The sequence below is a fragment of the Burkholderia sp. MSMB1826 genome (assembly GCF_001526325.1).
Taxonomy (GTDB): Bacteria; Pseudomonadota; Gammaproteobacteria; order Burkholderiales; family Burkholderiaceae; genus Burkholderia.
Map to the genome: position 1 here is coordinate 226,077 of NZ_LOYN01000029.1, position 20,613 is coordinate 246,689.

A 20,613-nucleotide genomic window follows, 5' to 3' on the forward strand; every position below is an offset into this window, starting at 1 on the left:
CGCGATGCACAATCCGAATGCTGTAAACGCCCCCGTCCAGACGTCCCAGCCGCCGCGCCTCGGTGAAGAGATCCTGCGCGTCGATCACGTCTGCCGCGGCTTCAACAAGACACAGGGCGAGCTGCTCGTGCTCGACGACGCGAACCTGTCGCTGCGCGAAGGCGAGATCGTCGGCTTGCTCGGCCGATCGGGCTCGGGCAAGTCGACGCTGCTGCGCATCATCGCCGGTCTGATCGAGCCGACCGACGGCGAAGTGACCTATCTCGGCAAGCCGTTGCGCGGCCCGGCCGAGGGCGTCGCGATGGTGTTCCAGACCTTCGCGCTGTTCCCGTGGCTCACCGTGCTGCAGAACGTGGAAGCCGGGCTCGAGGCGCTCGGCGTCGGCGCGCGCGAGCGGCGCGAACGCGCGCTGGCCGCGATCGACCTGATCGGCCTCGACGGCTTCGAGAACGCGTATCCGCGCGAGCTGTCGGGCGGGATGCGCCAGCGCGTCGGGTTTGCGCGCGCGCTCGTCGTCGATCCGACCATCCTGCTGATGGACGAACCGTTCTCCGCGCTCGACGTGCTGACCGCCGAAACGCTGCGCACCGACCTGCTCGATCTGTGGACGCAGGGCCGCATGCCGATCAAGTCGGTGCTGATCGTCACGCACAACATCGAGGAAGCGGTGTTCATGTGCGACCGGATTCTCGTGCTGTCGTCGAACCCGGGCCGCGTGATCGCCGAGATCAAGGTGCCGTTCAAGCATCCGCGCAATCGTCTCGATCCGGCGTTCCGCAAGCTGGTCGACGACATCTACGCGAAGATGACCGCGCGCCAGACCGGCGAGGCGACGAAGAAGGGGCTCGAGCTTGGCAGCTGGCTGCCGCAGGTGTCGACCAACCTGATGGCCGGCCTGATCGAGACGCTCGCGATGGCGCCGTACCACGGTCGCGCCGACATGCCGGAAATCGCGCGCACGCTGCATCTGGAGGTCGACGACCTGTTCCCGATTGCGGAAGTGCTGCAGTACCTCGGCTTCGCGGACGTGCGCGAAGGCGACGTGTTCCTGACGCCGCCGGGGCGCGTGTTCGCGGAATTCGGTACGCAGGAGCGCAAGCTGATGTTCGCGGATCACCTGCTGAAGCACGTGCCGCTCGCCGCGCGGATCAAGAAGGTGCTGAACGAGCGTCCGGGCCACCGCGCGCCGCGTGTGCGCTTCGAGCAGGAGCTCGAGGATTTCCTGTCGGACGGCGCGGCCGAGGAGACGCTCGACGCGGTGATCGACTGGGGCCGTTACGGCGAGATCTTCTCGTACAACGACCAGACCGAAATCTTCAGCCTCGAGGACGTCGAGTCCTGATGCTGGCGGGGCGATTCCGGCGCATTCGCCAGGATCGTCCGGATGCTCGCTCGCTGTGGCTGGATTCGGCCGCAATGAGTAGCCAACGGCCTGCGGCCCGACCCTGGCGGTCGCAACGGGCGCCGGGTCATGGATCACCTGATGGTCGGATTGTGCCCCTGCCGGGGGGCGCGGCGGACGTGGCGTTCGCCGAGCATGCCGCGCCCGGCTTCACGCATCGACGGCGACGCTTCGTTCACTTCTCCCGCCGTCTTCCCCGTTACCACGCATTGAATGCCCGCCGCATTGGTGCGGTGCGCTTGCATCGGCGCGCGATCGCGCCCGTCATCGGCGATAGATATTGGGGATCGATCGGGTAGTTGTCGGCGCAGAATATTAGATGCTGACAAGTGGTTATGAATTTCCCTACGGTTTGATATATTTGGCGCCTTCAAGGTGGCTGAGAGCGCCTTGTTGGTGCGATAGCGTCCGGATCGTGGCGGGTTCGCCCGACGACAAGAACGAGGTTAAAAATGAGTTTCGCAGCAAACGGAAACCCCGCCGGGATGGGAGGGGGCGGTGCGGCCTTGGCCGGCGGCTTGAGCAACCTGGGTTCGCTCGCCGGCATGGCGGGCCAACTGGGGGCGCTGACCGGGATGCCGGGCGCGGGGCTATTGGGCGGCGCCGCGAGCGCGGTGCAACTGGCGCAAACCGGCTTGTCGCTGATGGGCAAGGCCCCGGAGTCGATCGCCGACGCCATCAACAGCCTGACGGGCGCGGTTCCGCGCCTGACCCAGGACAATCGCTTCATCACGATCGAAACGCCGCTCGGCCCCGACGTGCTGCTGGTCAGCGCGGCGGTCATCGACGAACACGTCAATCAGCTGACCGAAACGCATCTCGACCTGCTTTCCCACCGCAACAATATCGAGCCCCAGGAAATCGTCGGGCAGCGGGTCAAGCTCACGCTCGAGCCGCAGAGCCGCAATTTCAGCCTGACGCGCGTCGTGACGTCGGCGGCGGATACCGAGACGAAGCGATATTTCGACGGTTACGTCGCGTCGTTCGGCCGCGTCGGAAAATCCGGTTCGGTGACCCGCTACGAAATGTCGGTCGTGCCGTGGTTCTGGTTTCTCACGCGCTCGACCGATTGCCGGATCTTCCAGAACCAGACGCCGCAGGACATCCTGAGCGACATTTTCCGCGAGATGGGCTTTTCGGATTTCGCGTTCGCGATGCAGGGCGAACGTCCGAAGCTCGAATACATCGTCATGTACGACGAGTCGTACTACAGTTTCTGCTCGCGCCTGATGGAGCAGGAAGGGCTGATCTGGACGATCCGCTACGAACAGGATAAACACATCCTCGTGATCGGCGACACCAACGCGGTGTTCCAGCCGATTCCGAACCTGAAGACCATTCCGTACCAGGCCAACAGCGCCGCCAGCGAGCAGAACGGCATCGACCGATGGGACGAGGCGTTCAGTTTCCGGGTCGGCAAGATCACGTACCGGGATTTCAACTACAACCAGCCGTCGTCGCAGTTGATGCACGTCGAGGTGCCGACCGTCAATCTGAAGCATCCCAACATCCAGACGACCGAGCGCTACCAGTTCCATTCGCTGTATGACCACGGCGACGACGGGCAGCGTTACGCGTGCTACGCGATGGAAGCGGAAGAAGCGCTCGCGCATCGTTTCAACGGCGCCGGTCATGCGCACGGGATGACGACGAGCGGGCGCTTCACGCTGGTCAATCACGACACGTCCGCATACAACAACAAGGATTTCGTGATCCTGCGCGTGCGTCACCAGGTGGCGAACGACTATACCCAGCAGACCTCGAAACTGCCGTACCACAACACGTTTACGTGCCTGCCGATCGACATTCCGTTCAGGCCGGAACGGCGTACGCCCAAGCCGCACATGCAGGGCACGCAGTCCGCGATCGTCGTCGGGCCGAAGGGCGAGGAAATTCACACTGACGGCAGCCGCGTCAAGCTGCATTTCATGTGGGACCGGCGCGGCAAGCTCGACGGTTCGGATTCGATGTGGGTGCGCGTGTCGCAACCGTGGGCAGGCAAGGGCTGGGGCGGCTCGGCGATCCCGCGAATCGGCCAGGAGGTGCTCGTCTCGTTCAATCAGGGCGATCCGGACAACCCGATCGTCGTCGGCCGCGTGTTCAACGGCGAATCGGGCAACCCGTATCACGGCAGCGGCGGCCAGACGATGGGGATGCGCAGCCAGACGCACAAGGGCGAAGGCTTCAACGAACTGCGGTTCTCTGACGTGAACGGCGCCCAGGAAGTCTTTCTGCATGCGCAGAAGGACATGAAGACGATCGTCAAGGACAGCGAATCGCACACGGTCGAATCCGGCGCGCGGAACGTGTCGGTGCTGAAAGGCGACGAGAACAAGCATGTCGCGCAAGGCAGCCTGTCGGAAAAGATCGCGAAGGCGCGCTTCACGACGGCCAACACCGTCGGCGTGCAGGCGCTCGCGGGCGACGCCGGGCCGGGCAAGCAGAGTTATCAGGCGACGGACGAGATCGAGCACCGGGTCGGCGCGAGCGTCGTGACGCTGAAGCCGGACAGCATCAAGCTGTCTCACGGCGCGTCGAGCATCCTGATCAATCAGAGCGGCATTTTCCTCGATGGCCCGGTGATCCACCTAAACCAGGGGCTGTTCGTGACGCCCGAGCAGGCGATGGCGATCGAGTGGGCCAATCAGCAGGCGATCATCGCGGCGGGTCTCGCGTCGGCCGATCCGAAAGTGCAGGCCGCCGCACGCAAGCTTCAGGCGACGGTGAAGGCGCAGCAACTGGCCAAGCTCGCGGAGGCGGTGTACACGCCGGGCACGGCGCCGCCGGGATGGAAGAACGTGTCGAACGATCCGGAAGCGTTGAAGAAATTCGGCATGCGGCCGCAGGACCTGCAGATTCCCGGCAGCAATTTCGGTGCGCAAGTCTATGCGCCCGATCCGGCTGTGTTCGGCGACAGCATGAAGCCGACGCTCGCCTTCAAGGGCACGCAGCCGACGGTCAAGGAGGACTGGTCGAACAACCTCAGCCAGGGGCTCGGCGACAATTCGCCGTACTACGATCGCGCCGTGACCCTCGGCAAGAAGATCTACGGCTCCGGCAATGCGGGCGGCCTCGACCTTACCGGTCATTCGCTGGGCGGCGGGTTGGCGGCGGCGGCGTCGCAGGCGAGCGGCGCCGGGGCGACGACCTTCAACGCGGCGGGCCTCAATCCTGAAACGCTGCCGCTATACGGGGCCACGCCGCGCGCGTCGTCGATCGCGAATTATCGCGTCGACGGCGACATCCTGACGGGCTCGCAGGAGGGCGGGCTGGGCCCGATCAGCGATGTGACGTCGCTCCTGATGCCCAAGGCGGTCGGCGAGCAGATCACCATTCCGGGCACCAGCGTGACGACGGTCCAGCGGCACATGATGGGCCAGGTGACGAGCGGGCTGAATACGACCGTCGCCGAGCAGCAATCGTCGCTGCTGAGTCAACTGCAGGGACATTGATGAAATACAACAAGGTCATCGCCGCGGGCGCGGTTGTCGCGGTCATCGGTTTGTCGTCGCCGTTCTGGTGGCCGACTCATGCACAGGAAACGAAAATGGCAGACTTCAAACGTTACCCGCCCGAAGATTTTTTCACGGGGCAGCAACTCGAGCTGGCGCGTGCCATTCGCGACGGCAATCTGGAGCGGGTCAAGGCGCTTGCGACGCATACCGATCTCGCCGCGCTGGGCAACAAGAAGGCCAGCCTGCTGTCGTTCGCGGTGCAGGAAGCCGTGCCGGTGAAGACGGACGCCGGCAACGTGCGCCTTCAGATCGTCAGCGAACTGGTCCGGGACGGCGCCAGGCCTGAACAGCCGTTCGGCGAGAATGGCGCGAACGTCGCATATCTGGCCGCGCGTGCCGACACGCCGAACCTGCTGCGGGCGTTGCTGGCCGGCGGCATGAACCCGGATCTCAAGTACGACGGCGATACGCCGCTGCTCTTCGCGACCTGCAAGGATTCGCTGCTGCCGCACATGCGCGTGCTGGTCGAGCACAAGGCGAACGTCAATCTGCGGGACTCGATGAAGGAAACCGCGCTCTACGAAGCGACGCGCCTGCGGCAGTGGGACGTCGTCGATTATCTGCTCGAGCATGGCGCCGATCCGTCGGTGAAGAACGACAACGGTCTCGCGTACGCGAAAGTCCTCGGCGACGAACTGCAACAGACGCCGAAAGGCTCGCCGCAACTGGGTCGCATCGAAGCCATTCACAAGCGCCTGGTCGCGGCCGGCGTGCGGTAACGCCGCCGCCTGACGGATGTGCCGGCGGCGCGTGCGCCGCCGGCGAACAGTTTCAATCCGGCGCCCACTCCGACGGGCTGGCCGAACCGAGAAGAGCATGTCCGAATATCAGATGAACGATGCCGTCATTGAGTTGCCGGCGCACTTCAAAGACAAGACGATTCACCTGTTCACGGTCGACGAGGCAGGTAGCAGCGGCTTCACCTTCGTGGTGTCGCGCGCGCCGATGGAGCCGGACGACACGGTCGATACGTTCGTGACCCGACTGGTCTCGGAGATGCGCAAGTCGCTGCCGCGTTTCGAATTGAAGCATCTGGAAAACCGGGAAATCGACGGCGAAACCGCGCGCGAAATCGACTACCGGTGGGTGTCGGAAGGCGCGCCGCTGCATCAGCGCCAGACGGTCGTGATGTCGCCGAAGGCGGGGCGCGAGCGCATGGCGATCAGCTTCATTGGTACCTGTCCGAAGTCGTTCACCGAGGACAAGAGCAAGGAATACAAGAACCTGCTCGCGAGCGTCGTGCTGGCGCGGCCCGATCAGGCAGCCTTCGCGCCGCGGGCGCTCGGCCAGGACGAGGCCGGCATCGTGTTCGTGCTGCATGAGCCGAGCGCGACGCTGTATGCGCTTACCGGCATCGCCGAACTGTACCGGCACGACGTCACGGAAATGTTCGACGACACCGCGTTCTTCGGCCCGGGCGGCGAGCCGCTGGCGTTGCAGCCTGCGCCGCACGGGCAGCCGGCGTGGCGAGCCGTGGATGGCCGTCAATTCGCGCTGTGGACGACGGATTCGCACGCGCACGCGTCGCTGGGCGATCGGCTCGGTGACGTGACGGCGGTGAAGGGCATGGTCGGCATGCAGAACGTCGAGGCCGTGCGGGCTTATCTGACCGCGGTGGCGAACGCAGGCTGACGGGGAGCGCGCGTGGATACATTGCTTGCTGCTGCGCGGTTCGGCGATCCGATCGCGCATACGGCGTCCAAGGGATGGATGATCGCCGGGATGATTGCCGGCGCGGTGATCGGCGCCGTGGCGGTGGTCGCGACCGGCGGCGCGGCGTTGACGGTGATTGCCGCGGTCGCCGCGGGGGCTGCCGCCGGCGGCGGACTGGGCGAAGTGCTGGGCACGATGTCGTGGGCGCCGCGGCACGTCACCGGAAGCCTGATAAAGGGCTCGCCGAACGTCTTCATCAACAGTCGCCCCGCGATACGGGCCATTTTTAGCCTCGGGCTGTGCAGCGACCACGCAGGCCCGCCGCAGGTGGTCGCGCAGGGGTCGTCGACGGTGTTCATCAACAGCCAGCCGGCGAGCCGCAAGGAAGACCGGATGATGTGCGGCGCGTTGATCAACGACGGATCGCCGAACGTGTTCATCGGTGGCCCGGCAGTCGGGGAGTTCAATCCCGAGATCCCGGCGTGGGTGAACTGGACGATGGCCGCGGTGGGCATTGCCGGCGCGGCCGTTCTTGCGGGGCCGGCGCTGGCGTTTCTCGGCGCGGCCGGCGGCTTTCTCGGCGGTGAAGTCGGCGGGTGGCTGGGCGGAAAGATTTTCGGCGAGGGGTCGGACGGGCAGAAGTGGTCGATGCTTGGAGGAAGCTTGCTGGGCGGGTATGCTGGAACAAAGGGGGGCGTTGGTCTTTTGGGCCGAGCGACTCCGGAAGTTCCGGTGACAGTCAATCCAGGAGAACTATCTGCGGCGCCGGACTATCTCAGCGCGGTATCAAAATTTACCGGGAAGTCGCCCACGGAAATCGAAGGGTTCTACAAGCAAATGAACGATCAAGGTGCAACGTATCAGGATCTTATCGGCAAGGCAGTCGATAAGCATGGTCTGACGCCAGATGAAGCGCACGGGATATTCGGTTACACGACGAAGCTATTCTATCGGGACCTGAATGAGACACTGTTGGCGGGGGGTAGCCCGGAAGCGGAGGGATTGAGCTCTATCATTCGGTCGGGTCTCGACAAGATGCCAAATTCGTCTCCGACGCAATTTCGAGGATGGCGTCTTGGAGATCCTGATGCGGTGGCGGAATTCGATGCAAGGTTTGCTGAGGGGAAAACGGTTGAGTCAAATTTCTGGTCGACTGCACCGTCCGAAGGCGACGCTTATGTTGGAGACCGGAATGTTGTTATTCATACAGATAAGGCAAAAGATATTTCGGATCTTGCGTTCGGAGTGCACTACCACGGCCTGATCGGAAAGCCGGTTTATTCATCGGAAACGGTGATACCCCCAGGTGTGAAGTTTGAAGTAGTAGGGGTAGATGAATTCGGGCGAATTATTTTGGAGCAATTGTGATGTTAAAGCGGGACAGACTACCTTACTCCTCGCTACCTCCAGCATTGAGAGCGTTGATTCCCGATGCCATTTTTTTGAAGGCGTTCGAGAATGCCGAGTCTCAAACGATCGTCGTTTGGTATTCCGACTCGAAAATCGGCAGCCAGCATGAGGTCGAGTTTTCACCAAAGTTGGGGCGTTTGCTGTCACGCAGCGAGCGTGAAGCGCGATTTCCTGCGGAGCGGGAGATTGTTCTGCCGGACGGAATCCGAGTAAGGGTAGGCAATAGACTTGGAGTCCATACTGACGTTCGCTATGAGACCTATACGGCATACGATCCAATTACGTCGTCGAAGCTTGCAGTTGGGGAGCAAATGTTCTTTATGCGGTTTCTTGCAGAACCCGAGACCGTTGTCCGGCAAGCAATCGAAAAAGCGAAGTTTCCGAGTACTTACGCTGGGTGGAATCCACTCGAGCGTATTCGCTATTGGGTTGGCGTGCTTTACCGTGCGCGGCGCCAGACGGGGGAGTCGGGCATTAATGAGGATGAGGCCTTCCAGCCTTCATTGTTGAAGCAGATGAGAGCTGTGGATCCTGGTGTCGATGCCATTCTCGCGGCGGTCCTTGCCGAGTTGAGCCGCATGGAAATGATCAGCCCAGACGTCATGCGGGCCGCGTTCAATCAACGTACGGGCGCATCGATTTGATCGCTCAACGGACGAGCATGTTGGATGGTCGGCATACTCAGGTTCGTCCGCGAAATTTTCTATGGTTAAATTGAATGACCGGCAAGAACCCCGATTTTTCACCGATGCGCATGCGGGCACGCGGATTCGTGTCGCAGGGCCGCATCGAGGACGCGCTCGGGTTGTACGGCGACATCCTGAAAGTGGCGCCGGACGATGCGGCGACGTATGCCGATCGCGGCACGACGTTCGCGATGATCAAGAAGACCGATCTCGCGCTGAACGATCTGAACCGGGCCATCGAACTGGGCTATACGGACCCGTCGGCGTATTGCACGCTCGCGACCATTTACCTCGAGGGCGGCGCGTACCAGAAGTCGCTCGATTACTTCGATCGGGCGCTGAAGCTCAATCCCGACCAGCCTTTCGTCTATTTCAATCGCGCGCGGGCATACGAGACGCTGGGTGACATCAAGGCGTCGATCGCCGATCTGGAGCGGTGCCTGACTTACGGCCCGGACGATGCGTTGTCCGCGAAGATCAAGGAACGGGTGGCGCAGCTTCGCACGCGTCTGTGACGACCGCTCCCGGATGTGAAGGTGCGGTCTCGACCCGGAAGAATCCGGGCGAATGGCTTGGGGAGTCGTGATGTTGAAGCGGGACAGGTTGCCGTATGCCGCGCTGCCTTCATCGTTGGCGGCGTTGGTCCCCGAGACTGTTTTTCTGGAGGCGTTCGAGCATGCCGAGTCGCAAACGGTCATCGTTTGGTACGTCGACGCGCAAATCGGTCGTCAGCATGAAATCGAGTTTTCGCCGAGGCTCGGACGTCCGCTGTCGCGCAGCGAGCGCGAAGCGCAATTCCCGCCGGAGCGGCAGCGCATCCTGCAAGACGGAATTCGGGTGCACATAGGCAACAGACTCGAGGCCGATACCGACGTTCGCTACGAAACCTATACCGCATACGATCCGGTGACGTCGTCGAAGCTTGCCGTCGGCGAACAAATGTTCTTCGTGCGGTTTCTGGACGATCCCGAGGCAGTCGTTCGGCAGGCGATCGAACGAACGACGTTTCCGAACACGTATGCGGGATGGAGCGCAATCGAGCGCACGCGTTATTGGGTGGGCGTACTGTATCGTGCGCGACGCCAGACGGGGGAGTCGGGTATCAACGAAGACGAAGCCTTCCGGCCTGCATTGTTGAAGCAGATGAGGGCGGTGGATCCGGATGTCGATGGCATGCTTGCGGCGGTGCTGGCCGAGCTGGGTCGAATGGAAATGGTCGACCCGGACGACATGCGCGCTGCATTCAATCGACGTACAGGCGCATCGGTTTGATTGCGCGGCGCATCGCCCCCGTTACTGCAAATTCCCCCACCGATCGACTGCCGGTTCCGCCGACGCCCACTTCCAGTGCGTGCCTTGCTGGCACGCATTCGCGAAATACCAGTCGGCCTTGTCGCCGTCCTTCACCGAGAACGCGAATTCCTTGCACAGCGCGAGCGCCGACGAGTACGCGCGCGTGACCCGCACCTCGCCTTCGCCGTTTTCGAGCGGCAGTGTGTTCTTCACCTTCCACGGCTTCACTTCGCCGACGGCGAGACTGCCGGCCGTCTTCGCGATCGCGTCCTGCTGGTTCTGATGGAGCTGCTTCATCGTGCGGTTGACGGCTTCGTCGGTCGCGGCCTGCACGGCGATCCCGACACCGACGCCGACCGCCGGGTTCGCGGTGACGAGGCCCGTCGCCGCACCGGCCAGCGCGCCGCTCGCCGCGCCGACCGACCCGCAGCCCGACAGCGCGACCGTCGCCGCGCACAGCGCACCGATCGCCGCGATACGAATCGCGACGCTCATTGCAGCGCGCCCCAGCGTTCGGTCGCCGGTTCGGCCGACGCCCATTTCCACACGGGCCCGTCGCGGCAGATGGTGGCGACGTAGAACGCCGATTGCGCGGCCTTGTCGGCCTTCGCCGGCGTGTCGACCGCGAACACGATTTCCTTGCAGTCGAGCGGACCGATGCTGATCATGCGGCTGACCGTCACGCGGCCCTGCTCGTCGTCCTCGATCGGGAACGAATGGTGCGTCGACCACGGCGCGACGCCGCCGACGTCGAGCGGGCCGGCCGCCTTCGCGATCTGCTCCTGCGTGTAGCGGTGCGCGACGCGTTGCGTGTACTGGACGCCGGCCCGCGCGCCGGCGACGGCGCCGAGGCCGATGCCCGTCGCGACGGCGGCATTGTTGGTGACCTTGGAGGCGATCGCGGCGCCCGCGATACCGGCGCCGGCCGTCGCGCCTTCGCTGTACAACGAATTGCAGCCGGACAGCAGTGCGGCCGTGGCGATCGCGGCCAGCACGACGCGCGCCGGCGTGGCCCGGCGCGGCGATTCGAAACGAATGTTCATCCCTGAGTGCAAGTCCTGTCTGGGTGAGCGGCGACGCGTGCACGCCTGATGCCGCGTCATTGTTTCGCAATTGTCATGGGAAAACTGCAAAGCTTTGACAAATCGCCGCGCGGCAGGCCGCGTGCGCGCGGGCGGCGTTATTGTCGGATAGATGATCGACGAAGGGTCGAAACGTTACAAATTGAAGGTAATTGTTACCATCGGCCGCGCTGACGCGACCTAGACTGTTTTGCTATGGAATGTTTCTACGACGGCCTCGAGCCGCGCCGCAGATGAGACACCCAGCCATGCGCCGTTCGAAACGGTTGTCACACCGGCCGCCTGACGCGGCGGCCGGCCATTCGGAAGACCGCCCGCGTCCGCAGACCGACGCGCCATCGGCGCCGCCTGCGGGCGCGCCGGACGAGACGCCGTCGGACGGCGATCACAACCAGGGTGGTGCTCGCCCGGAAGGGCTCGACTATCAACGCGACCTCGGTCAGGAGCAGGACGCTTGATACGGTCGTCGCCGCATTCCACAGCCGTATTTCATTGCAATTCTCGGAACTGAGTCGCCGCGCGGCCGCCTTCGGGCCGCCGCGCCCGCTTCGGCGTGCGTTGCGCGCCAGCCAATCGAATCGAGGAGGGGAAGTCGCATGAGCAGATTGATCGTGGTATCGAATCGTGTCGCCGCCGGCGAGGACACGCGCCCGAGCGCGGGCGGCCTGGCCGTCGGCGTGATGGACGCGCTGAAGGAAACGGGCGGCGTCTGGTTCGGCTGGAACGGCGAGATCGTCGGTGCGCCGGATGCCGAGCCCGCGATCCAGCGGGACGGCAACGTGACGTATGCGACGGTCGGGCTGACCCGGCGCGACTACGACCAGTACTACCGCGGCTTCTCGAACGCGACGCTGTGGCCGGTGTTCCATTACCGCGGCGATCTCGCGCGCTTCGATCGGCAGGAGTACGCCGGTTACCTGCGCGTGAACGCGATGCTCGCGAAGCAGCTCGCCGCGCTGCTGCGGCCGGACGACCTGATCTGGGTGCACGACTACCACCTGTTGCCGTTCGCGCACTGTTTGCGCGAACTCGGCGTGAAGAACCCGATCGGCTTCTTCCTGCACATCCCGTTTCCGTCGCCCGACATGCTGCGCCTCGTGCCGCCGCACGAGGAGCTCGTGAAGTTCATGTGCGCGTACGACGTCGCGGGTTTCCAGACCGAGGCCGACAAGCAGGCCTTCACCGACTACATCGAGCGGCGCGGCATCGGCGCGGCGAGCGACGACGGGATGCTGCACGCGCATGGCCGCGTCGTGAAGGTCGCGGCCTATCCGATCGGCGTGCATCCGGACGCGATCGCGCAGGCGGCCGTCCAGTACGGCACGCGCAAGCCGGTGAAGATGCTGCGCGAGGCGCTGGGCGACCGCAAGCTGGTGATGAGCGTCGACCGTCTCGATTACTCGAAGGGGCTCGTCGAGCGCTTCCAGTCGTTCGAGCGGATGCTCGCGAATGCGCCGGGCTGGCAGGGGCGCGTGTCGCTCCTGCAGATCGCGCCGCCGACGCGTTCCGACGTGCAGACCTATCAGCACATCCGCGAAACGCTCGAAGGCGAGGCCGGCCGCATCAACGGCCGCTTCTCGCAGCTCGACTGGACGCCGATCCAGTACCTGAACCGCAAGTACGAGCGCAACCTGCTGATGGCGTTCTTCCGGATGTCGCAGGTCGGCTACGTGACGCCGCTGCGCGACGGGATGAATCTCGTCGCGAAGGAATACGTCGCGTCGCAGGATCCGGCCGATCCGGGTGTGCTCGTGCTGTCGGAGTTCGCGGGCGCGGCGGCCGAGCTGACCGGCGCGCTGCTCGTCAATCCGTACGACCTGTCGCAGATGGCCGAGGCGCTCGAGCGCGCGCTGTCGATGCCGCTCGCGGAGCGCCAGGCGCGTCACGAGGAGAACCTCGCGCGGCTGCGCGAGAACGACCTGTCGGTCTGGCGCGACACCTTCGTCGCCGACTTGCGCAGCGTCGCTGCCGCGGCGTCGGTCACGCGGCGGGCAGGCCGGCGGGTCGCGCATGCGTGAATTCGCGTCGGGCGCCGCCGCGCCGGGCGCCACCGCGTCGGGCAATGCGCCGAGCGCCGCCGATCGCGACGACGAAGCGGTCGACGACTCGACCGGCCGCTTCTTCGTCGTGACGGGCGGCCCGGGTTCGGGCAAGAGCACGTTGCTCGATGCGCTCGAGCGCGCCGGGTTCGCGCGCTCGCAGGAGGCCGGGCGCGGCGTGATCCGCGACCAGATGGCCGTCGACGGCCCGGCGCTGCCGTGGCGCGACCCGGCCGCGTTCGCCGAGCTGATGCTGAGCTGGGAGATGCGGTCCTACCATCTCGCGCGGCAGGCGCGCGGGCCGGTGTTCTTCGACCGCGGCGTGCCGGACGTGATCGGCTATCTGACGCTGACCGGGTTGGCGGTGCCCGCGCACGCGGAAGCCGCGGCGCGGCGTTTCCGCTATCACCGGCGCGTGTTCATCGCGCCGCCGTGGCCAGACATCTATGCGCAGGACACCGAGCGCCGGCAGGATTTCGCGGAGGCGGTGCGGACCTATGACGCGATGGTCGATTGCTATACGTCGTATGGCTATCGGCTGATCGAGTTGCCGCGCGTGAGCGTGAAGGCGCGCGTGCGCTTCGTGATGGATACGCTCGACGCCGCATGACGTCCGCCGCCCGTGCGGCGCGCGATGGTGTCAGGCCGCCGTGTCCGGCCGCGGCGACGCGATGCGCAGCAGGCTCACGACCGCGGCCACCGCCGCGAACGCCGTGGCGACATAGAGTGCGATCGTCGGCCCGCGGTCCGGCGCGAGCCCGAAAATCAGCGCGACGAGCGCGGCGCCGAGCGTCTGGCCCGTCAGGCGCGCGGTGCTCAGCATGCCGCCGGCGCCGCCGCTGCGCTCGCGCGGCGCCGACGACAGCATCGCGCGGTTGTTCGGCGACTGGAACAACCCGAAGCCTGCGCCGCACAGCGCCATCCGCCACACGATGTCGAGCGTGCCCGGATGCGCGCCGATCGTCGCGAGCGACAGCAGCCCGGCGGCGAACAGCGCGAGCCCGATCCCGCCGAGCATGCCGGCCGAATAGCGGTCCGACAGCACGCCCGCGAGCGGCGCGGCGAACACGATCACGAGCGGCCACGGCGTCATGTAGAGGCCCGTCTCGACCTGCGAGAACCCCAGCGAATTCTGCAGCCAGAACGGCAGCGCGACGAACGCGAGCATCTGCGACGTGAACGACGCCATCGACGTGTAGATCGACAGCGCGAACATCGGGATGCGCATCAGGTCGACCGGCAGGAGCGGCGCCGGCTGCGACAACTGACGCTTCACGAAGAAATAGCCGACCACGAACGCGACGGCCAGTTCGGTCGCGACGTATGCATGACCTTCGCCGTGACCGAGCCCGTCGACGGCCGTGATCAGCAGGCCGAACACGCATGCGTTCATCAGCGCGCTCGGAAAGTCGTACGGCGCATCGTGCAGCGGGTTGGCCGGCAGCGCGCGCAGGCTGCCGAGCACGGCCGCGATGCCGATCGGCACGTTGACCGCGAAGAGCCACGGCCACGACGCGAACGACAGGATCGCCGACGCGACCGTCGGCCCGATCGCCGACGACAGCGCGACCACCATCGCGTTGATCGACAGCCCGCGCCCGAGCATCGAAGACGGGTAGATCATCCGCACGAGCGCCGCGTTGACGCTCATGATGCCCGCCGCGCCGAACCCCTGGATCACGCGCATCACGGCCAGCACCGGCAGCGAGCCGGCGAGTGCGCAGCCGAGCGATGCCGCGGTGAACAGCGCGAGCCCGGCGATGTAGATGCGGCGATAGCCGATACGTTCGCCGAGCGACGCGAGCGGCAGCAGCGTGATCGTGACCGCGAGCTGATACGCGTTGACGATCCAGATCGACGCGGCGTCGGACGCGCGCAGGTCGCGCGCGATGGTCGGCAGCGCGACGTTCGCGATGGCGCCGTCGAGCACGGCGAGCGTGATGCCCAGGGCGACGCAGACGATCGCCCAGTAGCGTTGCGGAAGCGGCAGGCCGGTATCGGCGTTCATGACGGGAGCGAGAGCATGGTTGTCCGCGCGCCCGCTTGCCGGTTGCGTGCGCAACCATGTGCAGGGGTGGAGGCGGCGATGAACGGCCCGGCCGGCGTGGCTGCACCGGGACGGGGCCGGTCGAGTGTATCACCGGGCCGCATCGCGGGACGCCGAGCCGTACGGCCGCCGGCCGACGCGCGCATTCAGCCTTCGAAGTCGAGACCGCCGAGCCGCACGAGCGGGTCGGCCTGCGTGCGCGATGCGAGATCGATGTCGCGCGCGCCCTGCCACGCGCCCAGCTTTCTCGGCAGCGCGGCGAGGTAGTGCTCGAAGCGCTGCGGGCCGTCGGGTTCCATCAGTCGCTCGATCTCGTCGGTGTCCCATGTCAGTTCGAGATTCAGCGGATGCACGAAGCCGCTCACGTGCTCGTGCGGCGCGCTGCGGATCTGCACGCGCGTCGGATGCCCGTGCCCGCCATAGGGGACGACGTCGGTCTGCACGTGATCGGCGAAGAACGCGGCGATGGCCTGCGCGATGCGCGGTGCGAATTCGGTATCGAAACGGCGGGCGGTTTCGGGCTGCATGACGTCGTCTCCTGTATGCCGAAAATCGTAGCACGGCGACGGCGCGTTTCGCCGGGGGCGATGCCGGTAATCGCGCGTTACCACTTGCTGCATCTATTACGGCCGCGTACCGCCACAATGCATCGCATCCAGTACCACTTCGCGTGGGAGTCCATCATGAAAAAGATTGCCGCAGTATGTGTCCTTGCCGGTTCGCTCGCGGTCGCGGGCCCGGCGTCCGCGCATGGCCGCGACGGCGGCGCCGTCATCGGCGCATTGATCGGCGGCGCGGTGCTGGGTGCGATCGTGACGTCGGCGATGAATCCGCCCGTCGCATATCAGGCGCCCGCGTACCAGGCGCCGGCCTATCAGCCGCCGACCTACTATCAGGCGCCCGCGTACCAGCAGCCTGCCTACCCGACCTATCAGCAGGCGCAGTACCAGGACGACGGCCCGAACTATTGCTACGACCGCTACCAGCGTGCGTACGTGTGCGGGGCGCCGGTGCAGCAGGGCGGCTACGTGCAACCGGCCGGCTGGTAAGCGGCGGCGCGCGAGCGGGTTCGGTGCCGGGCGGCCACGCCCTCGCCGACGCTTGCTTCGTCCGGCCGGACGACGAAAGGCCCTCGCTCGATGCGAGGGCCTTCGTCTTTGGCGTGGCCGTCCGTTCGCCGGTGTGATGCGCCGCCGGTCATCGGCGGGCCGTGCGTGGATACAAACGGTTGCAATTGCGTCAGTGGCGATGACCGCCGCCGTCGCCGCGACCGTGTCCGCCGCCACCGCCGCCTTCGTTCCAGTCGCCGCGGCGTCCGCCGCCGCGCCACCAGCCGTTGCCGCGGTTGCCGCGATCGCCGTCCCAGTGATGGTAGTCGCGCCGGCCGCGATCCCAGTCGCGTCCGCCGCCACCGCCCCAGATGTTGACCGTGCCGTACACGGGAGACGGGGCGTACGCATAGCCGGGATCGGAATAGTAGGGCTGCCCGTAGCCGTATCCGGTGTCCGGGGCGACGACGCAGCCGGCCAGCAGGGTGGCGACGCCGGCGGCGGCAATGAGCTTCAGCATGATGTTCTCCGTTGGTTCCGCTATAAGTACCGCGCCCGGGGATTGCCGGCTGTTTGCAATTGTGTCGCCAAATTACAGCCTCGTAAGGTCTTGCGACGAAAGTGTTAGCATCCGGGGCTCATTTGTTTTTCAGGAGCACATCGATGAAATTCGCGATCCGGGCCGCACTGGCCGCCTGCTGCGTGACGACGGCCGCCGCATGCGTGGCCGCGCCGGCATCCGCACCCGCCGTGCCGGCCGAGTCGATCAAGATGTTTCCGCAGGCAGCCGCCGGCCAGCAGCGCGTCGTGATCGCGCTGCCCGCGCTCGAGAACGAGGGCGATGCGCGCGTCGAGCTGATGATCGGCAAGACGCTGGAGACCGACTGCAACCAGCAGTGGTTCGGCGGCGAGCTGACCGCCGAGGACGTGAAGGGCTGGGGCTACACGTATTACCGGCTCACCGACGTGAAGGGGCCGGCATCGACGCTGATGGCGTGCCCGGGCCAGGCGCCGCAGCGGCGGTTCGTGCAGGTGCGCGGCGACGGTCAGCTGCTGCGCTACAACAGCCGTCTGCCGCTCGTCGTGTATGTACCGGATGGTTTCGACGTGCGCTATCGCGTGTGGCATGCGTCGAAGGACGTGCAGCAAGCCGCGAAACAGTAATCTCCCGGCGGCGTCCTGCCGCTATCCGCCGGCCGCGCCGGCCGCGCCGCGCGCGCCGACGAGCGCCGGCCATGCGGCCAGCGCGGCCTGCGCGACGGCCTCCAGATCGCGGCGGCTCGCGCCGTCGCGCGCCTGGATCGACATCCCCTGCTGAACCGTCACGTAGTAGCGCGCGATCGCATCGAGGTTCGCGTGCGCCGATATTTCGCCTGTCGCGACGCCTTGCGCGAGGCGTTCCCGCAGCGCGTCGACCGTGCCCTCGCGCATCGCGATCAACGTCTGCCGGACCATGTCGGAACGTTCGGCCGGATGCAGCGCCGACAACACGATCAGACAGCCGGCCGGCTTCGAACGCCGCGTGAACACGCGTGCGGTATCCATCAGGTAGTTCCGCACGGCGTCGTATGCACTGGCCGCCCGTTCGACGCCTCCCCAAATTTCTCGCCCCTCGGTTGCGCGGTAATGCTCGAGGGCTTGCCGGAACAACGCTTCCTTGCTGCCGAAGGCCGCATACAGGCTCGGCGACGCGATGCCCATCGCGGCCGTCAGGTCCGTCATCGACGCCCCTTCGTAGCCGAGACGCCAGAACACCTCCATCGCGCGATCCAGCGCCGCTTCCTTGTTGAAGCTTCTCGGTCGGCCTCGTTCAGCCATTGCGTCCGTCCCTTCGTCGATATCTGTATCGATCGATAAAATAAATCAATTGACTGTGCGACGCAACTTGCCACATTCTGTGTCGGTCGTTACATAAATGAGGAAAGGAACCGACATGAACCGACTTCAGGGCAAGCGTGCACTCATCACCGGCGGCAGCCGCGGCATCGGCGCGGCGATCGCCAAACGGCTGGCGGCCGACGGCGCCGACGTGGCGATCACGTATGAAAAATCGGCCGAGCGGGCGCAGGCCGTCGTCGCCGGCATCGAAGCGCTGGGCCGTCGCGCCGTGGCGATCCAGGCCGACAGCGCCGATCCGGTGGCCGTGCGCAACGCGGTCGATCGTGCCGCGCACGCGTTCGGCGGCCTCGACATCCTCGTCAACAACGCGGGGATTTTCCGGGCCGGCGCGCTGGACGAGCTCACGCTCGACGATATCGACGCGACGCTGAACGTGAACGTGCGTGCGGTGATCGTCGCGTCGCAGGCGGCGGCGCGTCATCTCGGGGAGGGCGGGCGCATCGTGTCGACCGGCAGTTGCCTCGCGACGCGCGTGCCCGATGCGGGGATGAGCCTCTATGCGGCGAGCAAGGCCGCGTTGATCGGCTGGACGCAGGGGCTCGCGCGCGATCTCGGCTCGCGCGGCATCACGGTGAACATCGTGCATCCGGGCTCCACCGATACCGATATGAATCCGGCCGATGGCGAGCACGCCGATGCGCAACGTTCGCGGATGGCGATTCAGCAGTACGGCAAGGCCGACGACGTAGCCGCGCTCGTGGCGTTCATCGTCGGGCCGGAAGGGCGATCGATCACCGGGACCGGGTTGACGATCGACGGCGGCGCGAATGCATGAACGCCGATGCGCGGCGTGAGCGGGCCGGGTGACGGCGGGTTCGTCGTCGTTCGCTATCGGCAGCCGACGCGCTGGTGCTCGGCTTCCAGGTCGGCCCGTTTGTCGTAGGCCCGCAGTTCGTTGCGCGGTTTGCCGTCCGGGCCCATCCCGCGCACGACCTTCTGGCCGCGGTCGGGCGAGTGCGTGACCGCGTCGATGCCGGCGGCCAGTTCCCGGCAGCGGGTGTCGGGGGACGTGTTGTCCGGACGCGGGGCTGCCGACGCAGTGACGTTGGCGACGCCCGGGCTGACGTAGCGCTGTTCGGCAGAGGCCGTGTTGGTGTCGGCGGCGTTGGCCGTGCCGGTCATCGCTGAAAGCGCGGCGAGCGCCGCGATCGTCCGAAGCATGGGCGGAGTCCGTGTGCTGAACTGAAGAAGGTTCGGAATTCTACGCAATGTTCAGTGCATGTCGGCGGCGAACGGGCGAGGTGCGCGCGCGTGTCGCATATCGTGGTGAATGCCCGATTGCACACGTCATTCGTGTGCCGCCTGCGCGCGTCAGCAATATCGCGGACCGCTGAATGGCAAAAAGCCCGCTTGCTTTCGCAAAGCGGGCTTTTTTTCGGTATTTGGTTGCGGGGGTAGGATTTGAACCTACGACCTTCGGGTTATGAGCCCGACGAGCTGCCAGACTGCTCCACCCCGCGGCGCGAAGTGTACTTGGGTCGGTGCGCGGAGTCAAACGATTCGTGCGAAGACGGCCCGAGCTCATATCGGGCCTGTTCCTTGAAACGACTGCCGCGCGCGGAAACCGACGCGTACGGCCGGAAAATTTTCACCTTCGCCACAATATTCGCGCGCCTGAAACGTCTTCAGACGCATGGAACCGCCACCCACTTCGCAAACGATGACCGACCCAGACCGCGACATCACTGCGACGGTGATGCGTGAACGAACGAGGCTAGGGAACTTCATTCGGCGCCGGATACGCGACCCGGACGATGCCGAGGACGTTCTGCAGGATGTGCTTCACGAATTCGTCCAGGCTTATCGACTTCCTGCGCCGATCGAACAGGCGAGTGCGTGGCTGTTCCGTGCCGCGCGCAACCGCATCATCGATCGTTTCCGCAAAAAGAAGGAGCAGCCGCTGACCGATCTGCTCGATGCCGACGACGAAGCGGACAGCGAGTATCGCCTGGATCTCGCGTTACCGGCGCACGACGCCGGCCCTGAAGCGCGCTATGCACGCACACTGTTGCTGAAGGCGTTGCAGGATGCGCTCGACGAGTTGCCGGCGAATCAGCGCGAGGTTTTCATCGCACACGAACTGGAGGGGCTGTCCTTCAAGGAGATGGCCACGCAAAGCGGCGTCACGCTCAATACGCTGCTGGCGCGCAAACGCTACGCGGTCCTGCATCTGCGTGCTCGACTGCAACCCATTTATGACGAACTGGATAACTAGAGGAGTCGACGGATGAATTTTCGGATCAGATGTGCGGGCAAGGCATTGCTCGTGGTGGTCGCCATAGGCGTGCTCGGATGGATCGTCATGATGCTGTGGAACTGGGTGATGCCGGCGTTGTTCGTCGGCGCCCGGACGATCGACTTCGCGCATTCGCTGGGCCTGCTCGTGTTGAGCCGCATCCTGTTCGGCGGATTTCGCGGACACCGCGGCTGGCACGGCCGGCGCCACTGGCGCAAGTGGGAAGCCATGACGCCGGAAGAACGCGAGCAGTTCCGGGCCGCATGGCGGTCGCGCGGCAAGCGGCCCACGGAGGAGTGATC

The 20,613-nt window shown here is 65.5% G+C and carries 23 protein-coding genes and 1 tRNA gene; 16 read left to right on the top strand and 8 right to left on the bottom strand.

The genetic code is table 11. The features are described 5' to 3' along the window. Positions 1-4: 4 nt before the first annotated feature. From WS95_RS18565 to WS95_RS18600, 8 genes are all read left to right on the top strand, one after another. Positions 5-1,342 (top strand): ABC transporter ATP-binding protein, encoded by a 1,338-nt coding sequence (locus tag WS95_RS18565; RefSeq protein WP_034208090.1) that lies wholly within the window; start codon positions 5-7, stop codon positions 1,340-1,342. A gap of 512 nt (positions 1,343-1,854) precedes the next feature. After that, positions 1,855-4,854, top strand: coding sequence for a type VI secretion system Vgr family protein (locus tag WS95_RS18570; protein WP_034208089.1), 3,000 nt, complete (start codon positions 1,855-1,857; stop codon positions 4,852-4,854). 95 nt (positions 4,855-4,949) lie between these two features. Further along, positions 4,950-5,636 (top strand): ankyrin repeat domain-containing protein, encoded by a 687-nt coding sequence (locus WS95_RS18575; RefSeq protein WP_257127828.1) that lies wholly within the window; start codon positions 4,950-4,952, stop codon positions 5,634-5,636. A 97-nt stretch (positions 5,637-5,733) separates the two neighbouring features. Then, on the top strand, positions 5,734-6,549 hold the full coding sequence (locus WS95_RS18580; protein WP_059824976.1) for a DcrB-related protein: 816 nt from the start codon (positions 5,734-5,736) through the stop codon (positions 6,547-6,549). A gap of 12 nt (positions 6,550-6,561) precedes the next feature. Further along, positions 6,562-7,938, top strand: a complete 1,377-nt coding sequence (locus tag WS95_RS32435) for a PAAR domain-containing protein (protein WP_063890170.1) — start codon at positions 6,562-6,564, stop codon at positions 7,936-7,938. A 53-nt stretch (positions 7,939-7,991) separates the two neighbouring features. Beyond that, positions 7,992-8,624, top strand: coding sequence for a hypothetical protein (locus WS95_RS18590; protein WP_257139851.1), 633 nt, complete (start codon positions 7,992-7,994; stop codon positions 8,622-8,624). Positions 8,625-8,698: 74 nt separating this feature from the next. After that, positions 8,699-9,181 (top strand): tetratricopeptide repeat protein, encoded by a 483-nt coding sequence (locus tag WS95_RS18595; protein WP_059824979.1) that lies wholly within the window; start codon positions 8,699-8,701, stop codon positions 9,179-9,181. Between the two features lie 70 nt (positions 9,182-9,251). Next, the gene (locus WS95_RS18600; RefSeq protein WP_059825113.1) at positions 9,252-9,938 is read left to right on the top strand and encodes a hypothetical protein; all 687 of its coding nucleotides are present in this window, start codon (positions 9,252-9,254) and stop codon (positions 9,936-9,938) included. A 21-nt stretch (positions 9,939-9,959) separates the two neighbouring features. Here WS95_RS18600 and WS95_RS18605 read toward each other — a convergent pair whose 3' ends face one another. Further along, a complete protein-coding gene (locus WS95_RS18605; protein ID WP_050017462.1) occupies positions 9,960-10,454 on the bottom strand; it encodes a hypothetical protein in 495 nt (164 codons plus the stop codon). Then, positions 10,451-11,002, bottom strand: coding sequence for a hypothetical protein (locus WS95_RS18610; RefSeq protein ID WP_059824981.1), 552 nt, complete (start codon positions 11,000-11,002; stop codon positions 10,451-10,453). Before WS95_RS18610 ends, WS95_RS18605 begins: the two co-directional genes overlap by 4 nt. A gap of 287 nt (positions 11,003-11,289) precedes the next feature. Here WS95_RS18610 and WS95_RS33585 point away from each other — a divergent pair, with 287 nt between their 5' ends. The 3 genes from WS95_RS33585 (at position 11,290) to WS95_RS18620 (ending at position 13,690) form a co-directional block, all read left to right on the top strand. Next, positions 11,290-11,499 (top strand): hypothetical protein, encoded by a 210-nt coding sequence (locus tag WS95_RS33585; RefSeq protein ID WP_082725076.1) that lies wholly within the window; start codon positions 11,290-11,292, stop codon positions 11,497-11,499. A gap of 138 nt (positions 11,500-11,637) precedes the next feature. Next, on the top strand, positions 11,638-13,059 hold the full coding sequence (gene otsA / locus WS95_RS18615) for an alpha,alpha-trehalose-phosphate synthase (UDP-forming) (RefSeq protein WP_034208082.1): 1,422 nt from the start codon (positions 11,638-11,640) through the stop codon (positions 13,057-13,059). Continuing rightward, entirely contained in the window at positions 13,052-13,690 is a 639-nt protein-coding gene (locus WS95_RS18620) for an AAA family ATPase (protein ID WP_080747810.1), read from the top strand. Before otsA ends, WS95_RS18620 begins: the two co-directional genes overlap by 8 nt. A 30-nt stretch (positions 13,691-13,720) precedes the next feature. Here WS95_RS18620 and WS95_RS18625 read toward each other — a convergent pair whose 3' ends face one another. Together WS95_RS18625 and WS95_RS18630 are read right to left on the bottom strand one after the other, a co-directional pair. Continuing rightward, the gene (locus WS95_RS18625) at positions 13,721-15,088 is read right to left on the bottom strand and encodes an MFS transporter (RefSeq protein WP_059824983.1); all 1,368 of its coding nucleotides are present in this window, start codon (positions 15,086-15,088) and stop codon (positions 13,721-13,723) included. 185 nt (positions 15,089-15,273) lie between these two features. Next, entirely contained in the window at positions 15,274-15,654 is a 381-nt protein-coding gene (locus WS95_RS18630; protein ID WP_059499107.1) for a DUF5594 family protein, read from the bottom strand. Between the two features lie 117 nt (positions 15,655-15,771). On the opposite strand from WS95_RS18630, the gene WS95_RS18635 reads away from it, so the two are divergent. Continuing rightward, on the top strand, positions 15,772-16,176 hold the full coding sequence (locus WS95_RS18635) for a hypothetical protein (protein ID WP_059824985.1): 405 nt from the start codon (positions 15,772-15,774) through the stop codon (positions 16,174-16,176). A 190-nt stretch (positions 16,177-16,366) separates the two neighbouring features. Here the strand turns inward: WS95_RS18635 and WS95_RS18640 are convergent, their stop codons facing one another. Continuing rightward, entirely contained in the window at positions 16,367-16,696 is a 330-nt protein-coding gene (locus tag WS95_RS18640) for a hypothetical protein (protein ID WP_059824987.1), read from the bottom strand. Between the two features lie 143 nt (positions 16,697-16,839). Between WS95_RS18640 and eco the strand changes: the two genes are divergently transcribed. Further along, the gene (gene eco / locus WS95_RS18645) at positions 16,840-17,340 is read left to right on the top strand and encodes a serine protease inhibitor ecotin (RefSeq protein ID WP_059824989.1); all 501 of its coding nucleotides are present in this window, start codon (positions 16,840-16,842) and stop codon (positions 17,338-17,340) included. A 21-nt stretch (positions 17,341-17,361) separates the two neighbouring features. Here the strand turns inward: eco and WS95_RS18650 are convergent, their stop codons facing one another. Then, positions 17,362-17,994 (bottom strand): TetR/AcrR family transcriptional regulator, encoded by a 633-nt coding sequence (locus WS95_RS18650; RefSeq protein ID WP_059824990.1) that lies wholly within the window; start codon positions 17,992-17,994, stop codon positions 17,362-17,364. A 115-nt stretch (positions 17,995-18,109) separates the two neighbouring features. On the opposite strand from WS95_RS18650, the gene WS95_RS18655 reads away from it, so the two are divergent. Next, positions 18,110-18,850: an SDR family NAD(P)-dependent oxidoreductase gene (locus tag WS95_RS18655; protein ID WP_034208075.1), complete on the top strand. Its 741-nt coding sequence runs from the start codon at positions 18,110-18,112 to the stop codon at positions 18,848-18,850. Between the two features lie 53 nt (positions 18,851-18,903). On the opposite strand, the gene WS95_RS18660 is transcribed toward WS95_RS18655, so the two are convergent. Both WS95_RS18660 and WS95_RS18665 read right to left on the bottom strand, forming a co-directional pair. After that, complete coding sequence (locus WS95_RS18660) at positions 18,904-19,236, bottom strand: hypothetical protein (protein ID WP_059824992.1); 333 nt, start codon at positions 19,234-19,236, stop codon at positions 18,904-18,906. A 222-nt stretch (positions 19,237-19,458) separates the two neighbouring features. Further along, a tRNA-Met gene (locus WS95_RS18665) sits at positions 19,459-19,535 on the bottom strand. Between the two features lie 173 nt (positions 19,536-19,708). On the opposite strand from WS95_RS18665, the gene WS95_RS18670 reads away from it, so the two are divergent. Both WS95_RS18670 and WS95_RS18675 read left to right on the top strand, forming a co-directional pair. After that, complete coding sequence (locus tag WS95_RS18670; protein WP_082746940.1) at positions 19,709-20,290, top strand: RNA polymerase sigma factor; 582 nt, start codon at positions 19,709-19,711, stop codon at positions 20,288-20,290. A 12-nt stretch (positions 20,291-20,302) separates the two neighbouring features. After that, positions 20,303-20,611, top strand: coding sequence for a hypothetical protein (locus tag WS95_RS18675; protein WP_059824996.1), 309 nt, complete (start codon positions 20,303-20,305; stop codon positions 20,609-20,611). Positions 20,612-20,613: the final 2 nt, after the last annotated feature.

Bases quoted from the DNA above. Each gene is read 5' to 3' on its own strand.
- WS95_RS18565 (WP_034208090.1), top strand. From the start codon at position 5: ATGCACAATCCGAATGCTGTAAACGCCCCCGTCCAGACGTCCCAGCCG.
- WS95_RS18570 (WP_034208089.1), top strand. From the start codon at position 1,855: ATGAGTTTCGCAGCAAACGGAAACCCCGCCGGGATGGGAGGGGGCGGT.
- WS95_RS18575 (WP_257127828.1), top strand. From the start codon at position 4,950: ATGGCAGACTTCAAACGTTACCCGCCCGAAGATTTTTTCACGGGGCAG.
- WS95_RS18580 (WP_059824976.1), top strand. From the start codon at position 5,734: ATGTCCGAATATCAGATGAACGATGCCGTCATTGAGTTGCCGGCGCAC.
- WS95_RS18595 (WP_059824979.1), top strand. From the start codon at position 8,699: ATGACCGGCAAGAACCCCGATTTTTCACCGATGCGCATGCGGGCACGC.
- WS95_RS18600 (WP_059825113.1), top strand. From the start codon at position 9,252: ATGTTGAAGCGGGACAGGTTGCCGTATGCCGCGCTGCCTTCATCGTTG.
- WS95_RS18605 (WP_050017462.1), bottom strand. From the start codon at position 10,454: ATGAGCGTCGCGATTCGTATCGCGGCGATCGGTGCGCTGTGCGCGGCG.
- WS95_RS18610 (WP_059824981.1), bottom strand. From the start codon at position 11,002: ATGAACATTCGTTTCGAATCGCCGCGCCGGGCCACGCCGGCGCGCGTC.
- WS95_RS33585 (WP_082725076.1), top strand. From the start codon at position 11,290: ATGCGCCGTTCGAAACGGTTGTCACACCGGCCGCCTGACGCGGCGGCC.
- otsA (WP_034208082.1), top strand. From the start codon at position 11,638: ATGAGCAGATTGATCGTGGTATCGAATCGTGTCGCCGCCGGCGAGGAC.
- WS95_RS18620 (WP_080747810.1), top strand. From the start codon at position 13,052: ATGCGTGAATTCGCGTCGGGCGCCGCCGCGCCGGGCGCCACCGCGTCG.
- WS95_RS18625 (WP_059824983.1), bottom strand. From the start codon at position 15,088: ATGAACGCCGATACCGGCCTGCCGCTTCCGCAACGCTACTGGGCGATC.
- WS95_RS18630 (WP_059499107.1), bottom strand. From the start codon at position 15,654: ATGCAGCCCGAAACCGCCCGCCGTTTCGATACCGAATTCGCACCGCGC.
- WS95_RS18635 (WP_059824985.1), top strand. From the start codon at position 15,772: ATGCATCGCATCCAGTACCACTTCGCGTGGGAGTCCATCATGAAAAAG.
- WS95_RS18640 (WP_059824987.1), bottom strand. From the start codon at position 16,696: ATGCTGAAGCTCATTGCCGCCGCCGGCGTCGCCACCCTGCTGGCCGGC.
- eco (WP_059824989.1), top strand. From the start codon at position 16,840: ATGAAATTCGCGATCCGGGCCGCACTGGCCGCCTGCTGCGTGACGACG.
- WS95_RS18650 (WP_059824990.1), bottom strand. From the start codon at position 17,994: ATGGCTGAACGAGGCCGACCGAGAAGCTTCAACAAGGAAGCGGCGCTG.
- WS95_RS18655 (WP_034208075.1), top strand. From the start codon at position 18,110: ATGAACCGACTTCAGGGCAAGCGTGCACTCATCACCGGCGGCAGCCGC.
- WS95_RS18660 (WP_059824992.1), bottom strand. From the start codon at position 19,236: ATGCTTCGGACGATCGCGGCGCTCGCCGCGCTTTCAGCGATGACCGGC.
- WS95_RS18670 (WP_082746940.1), top strand. From the start codon at position 19,709: ATGGAACCGCCACCCACTTCGCAAACGATGACCGACCCAGACCGCGAC.
- WS95_RS18675 (WP_059824996.1), top strand. From the start codon at position 20,303: ATGAATTTTCGGATCAGATGTGCGGGCAAGGCATTGCTCGTGGTGGTC.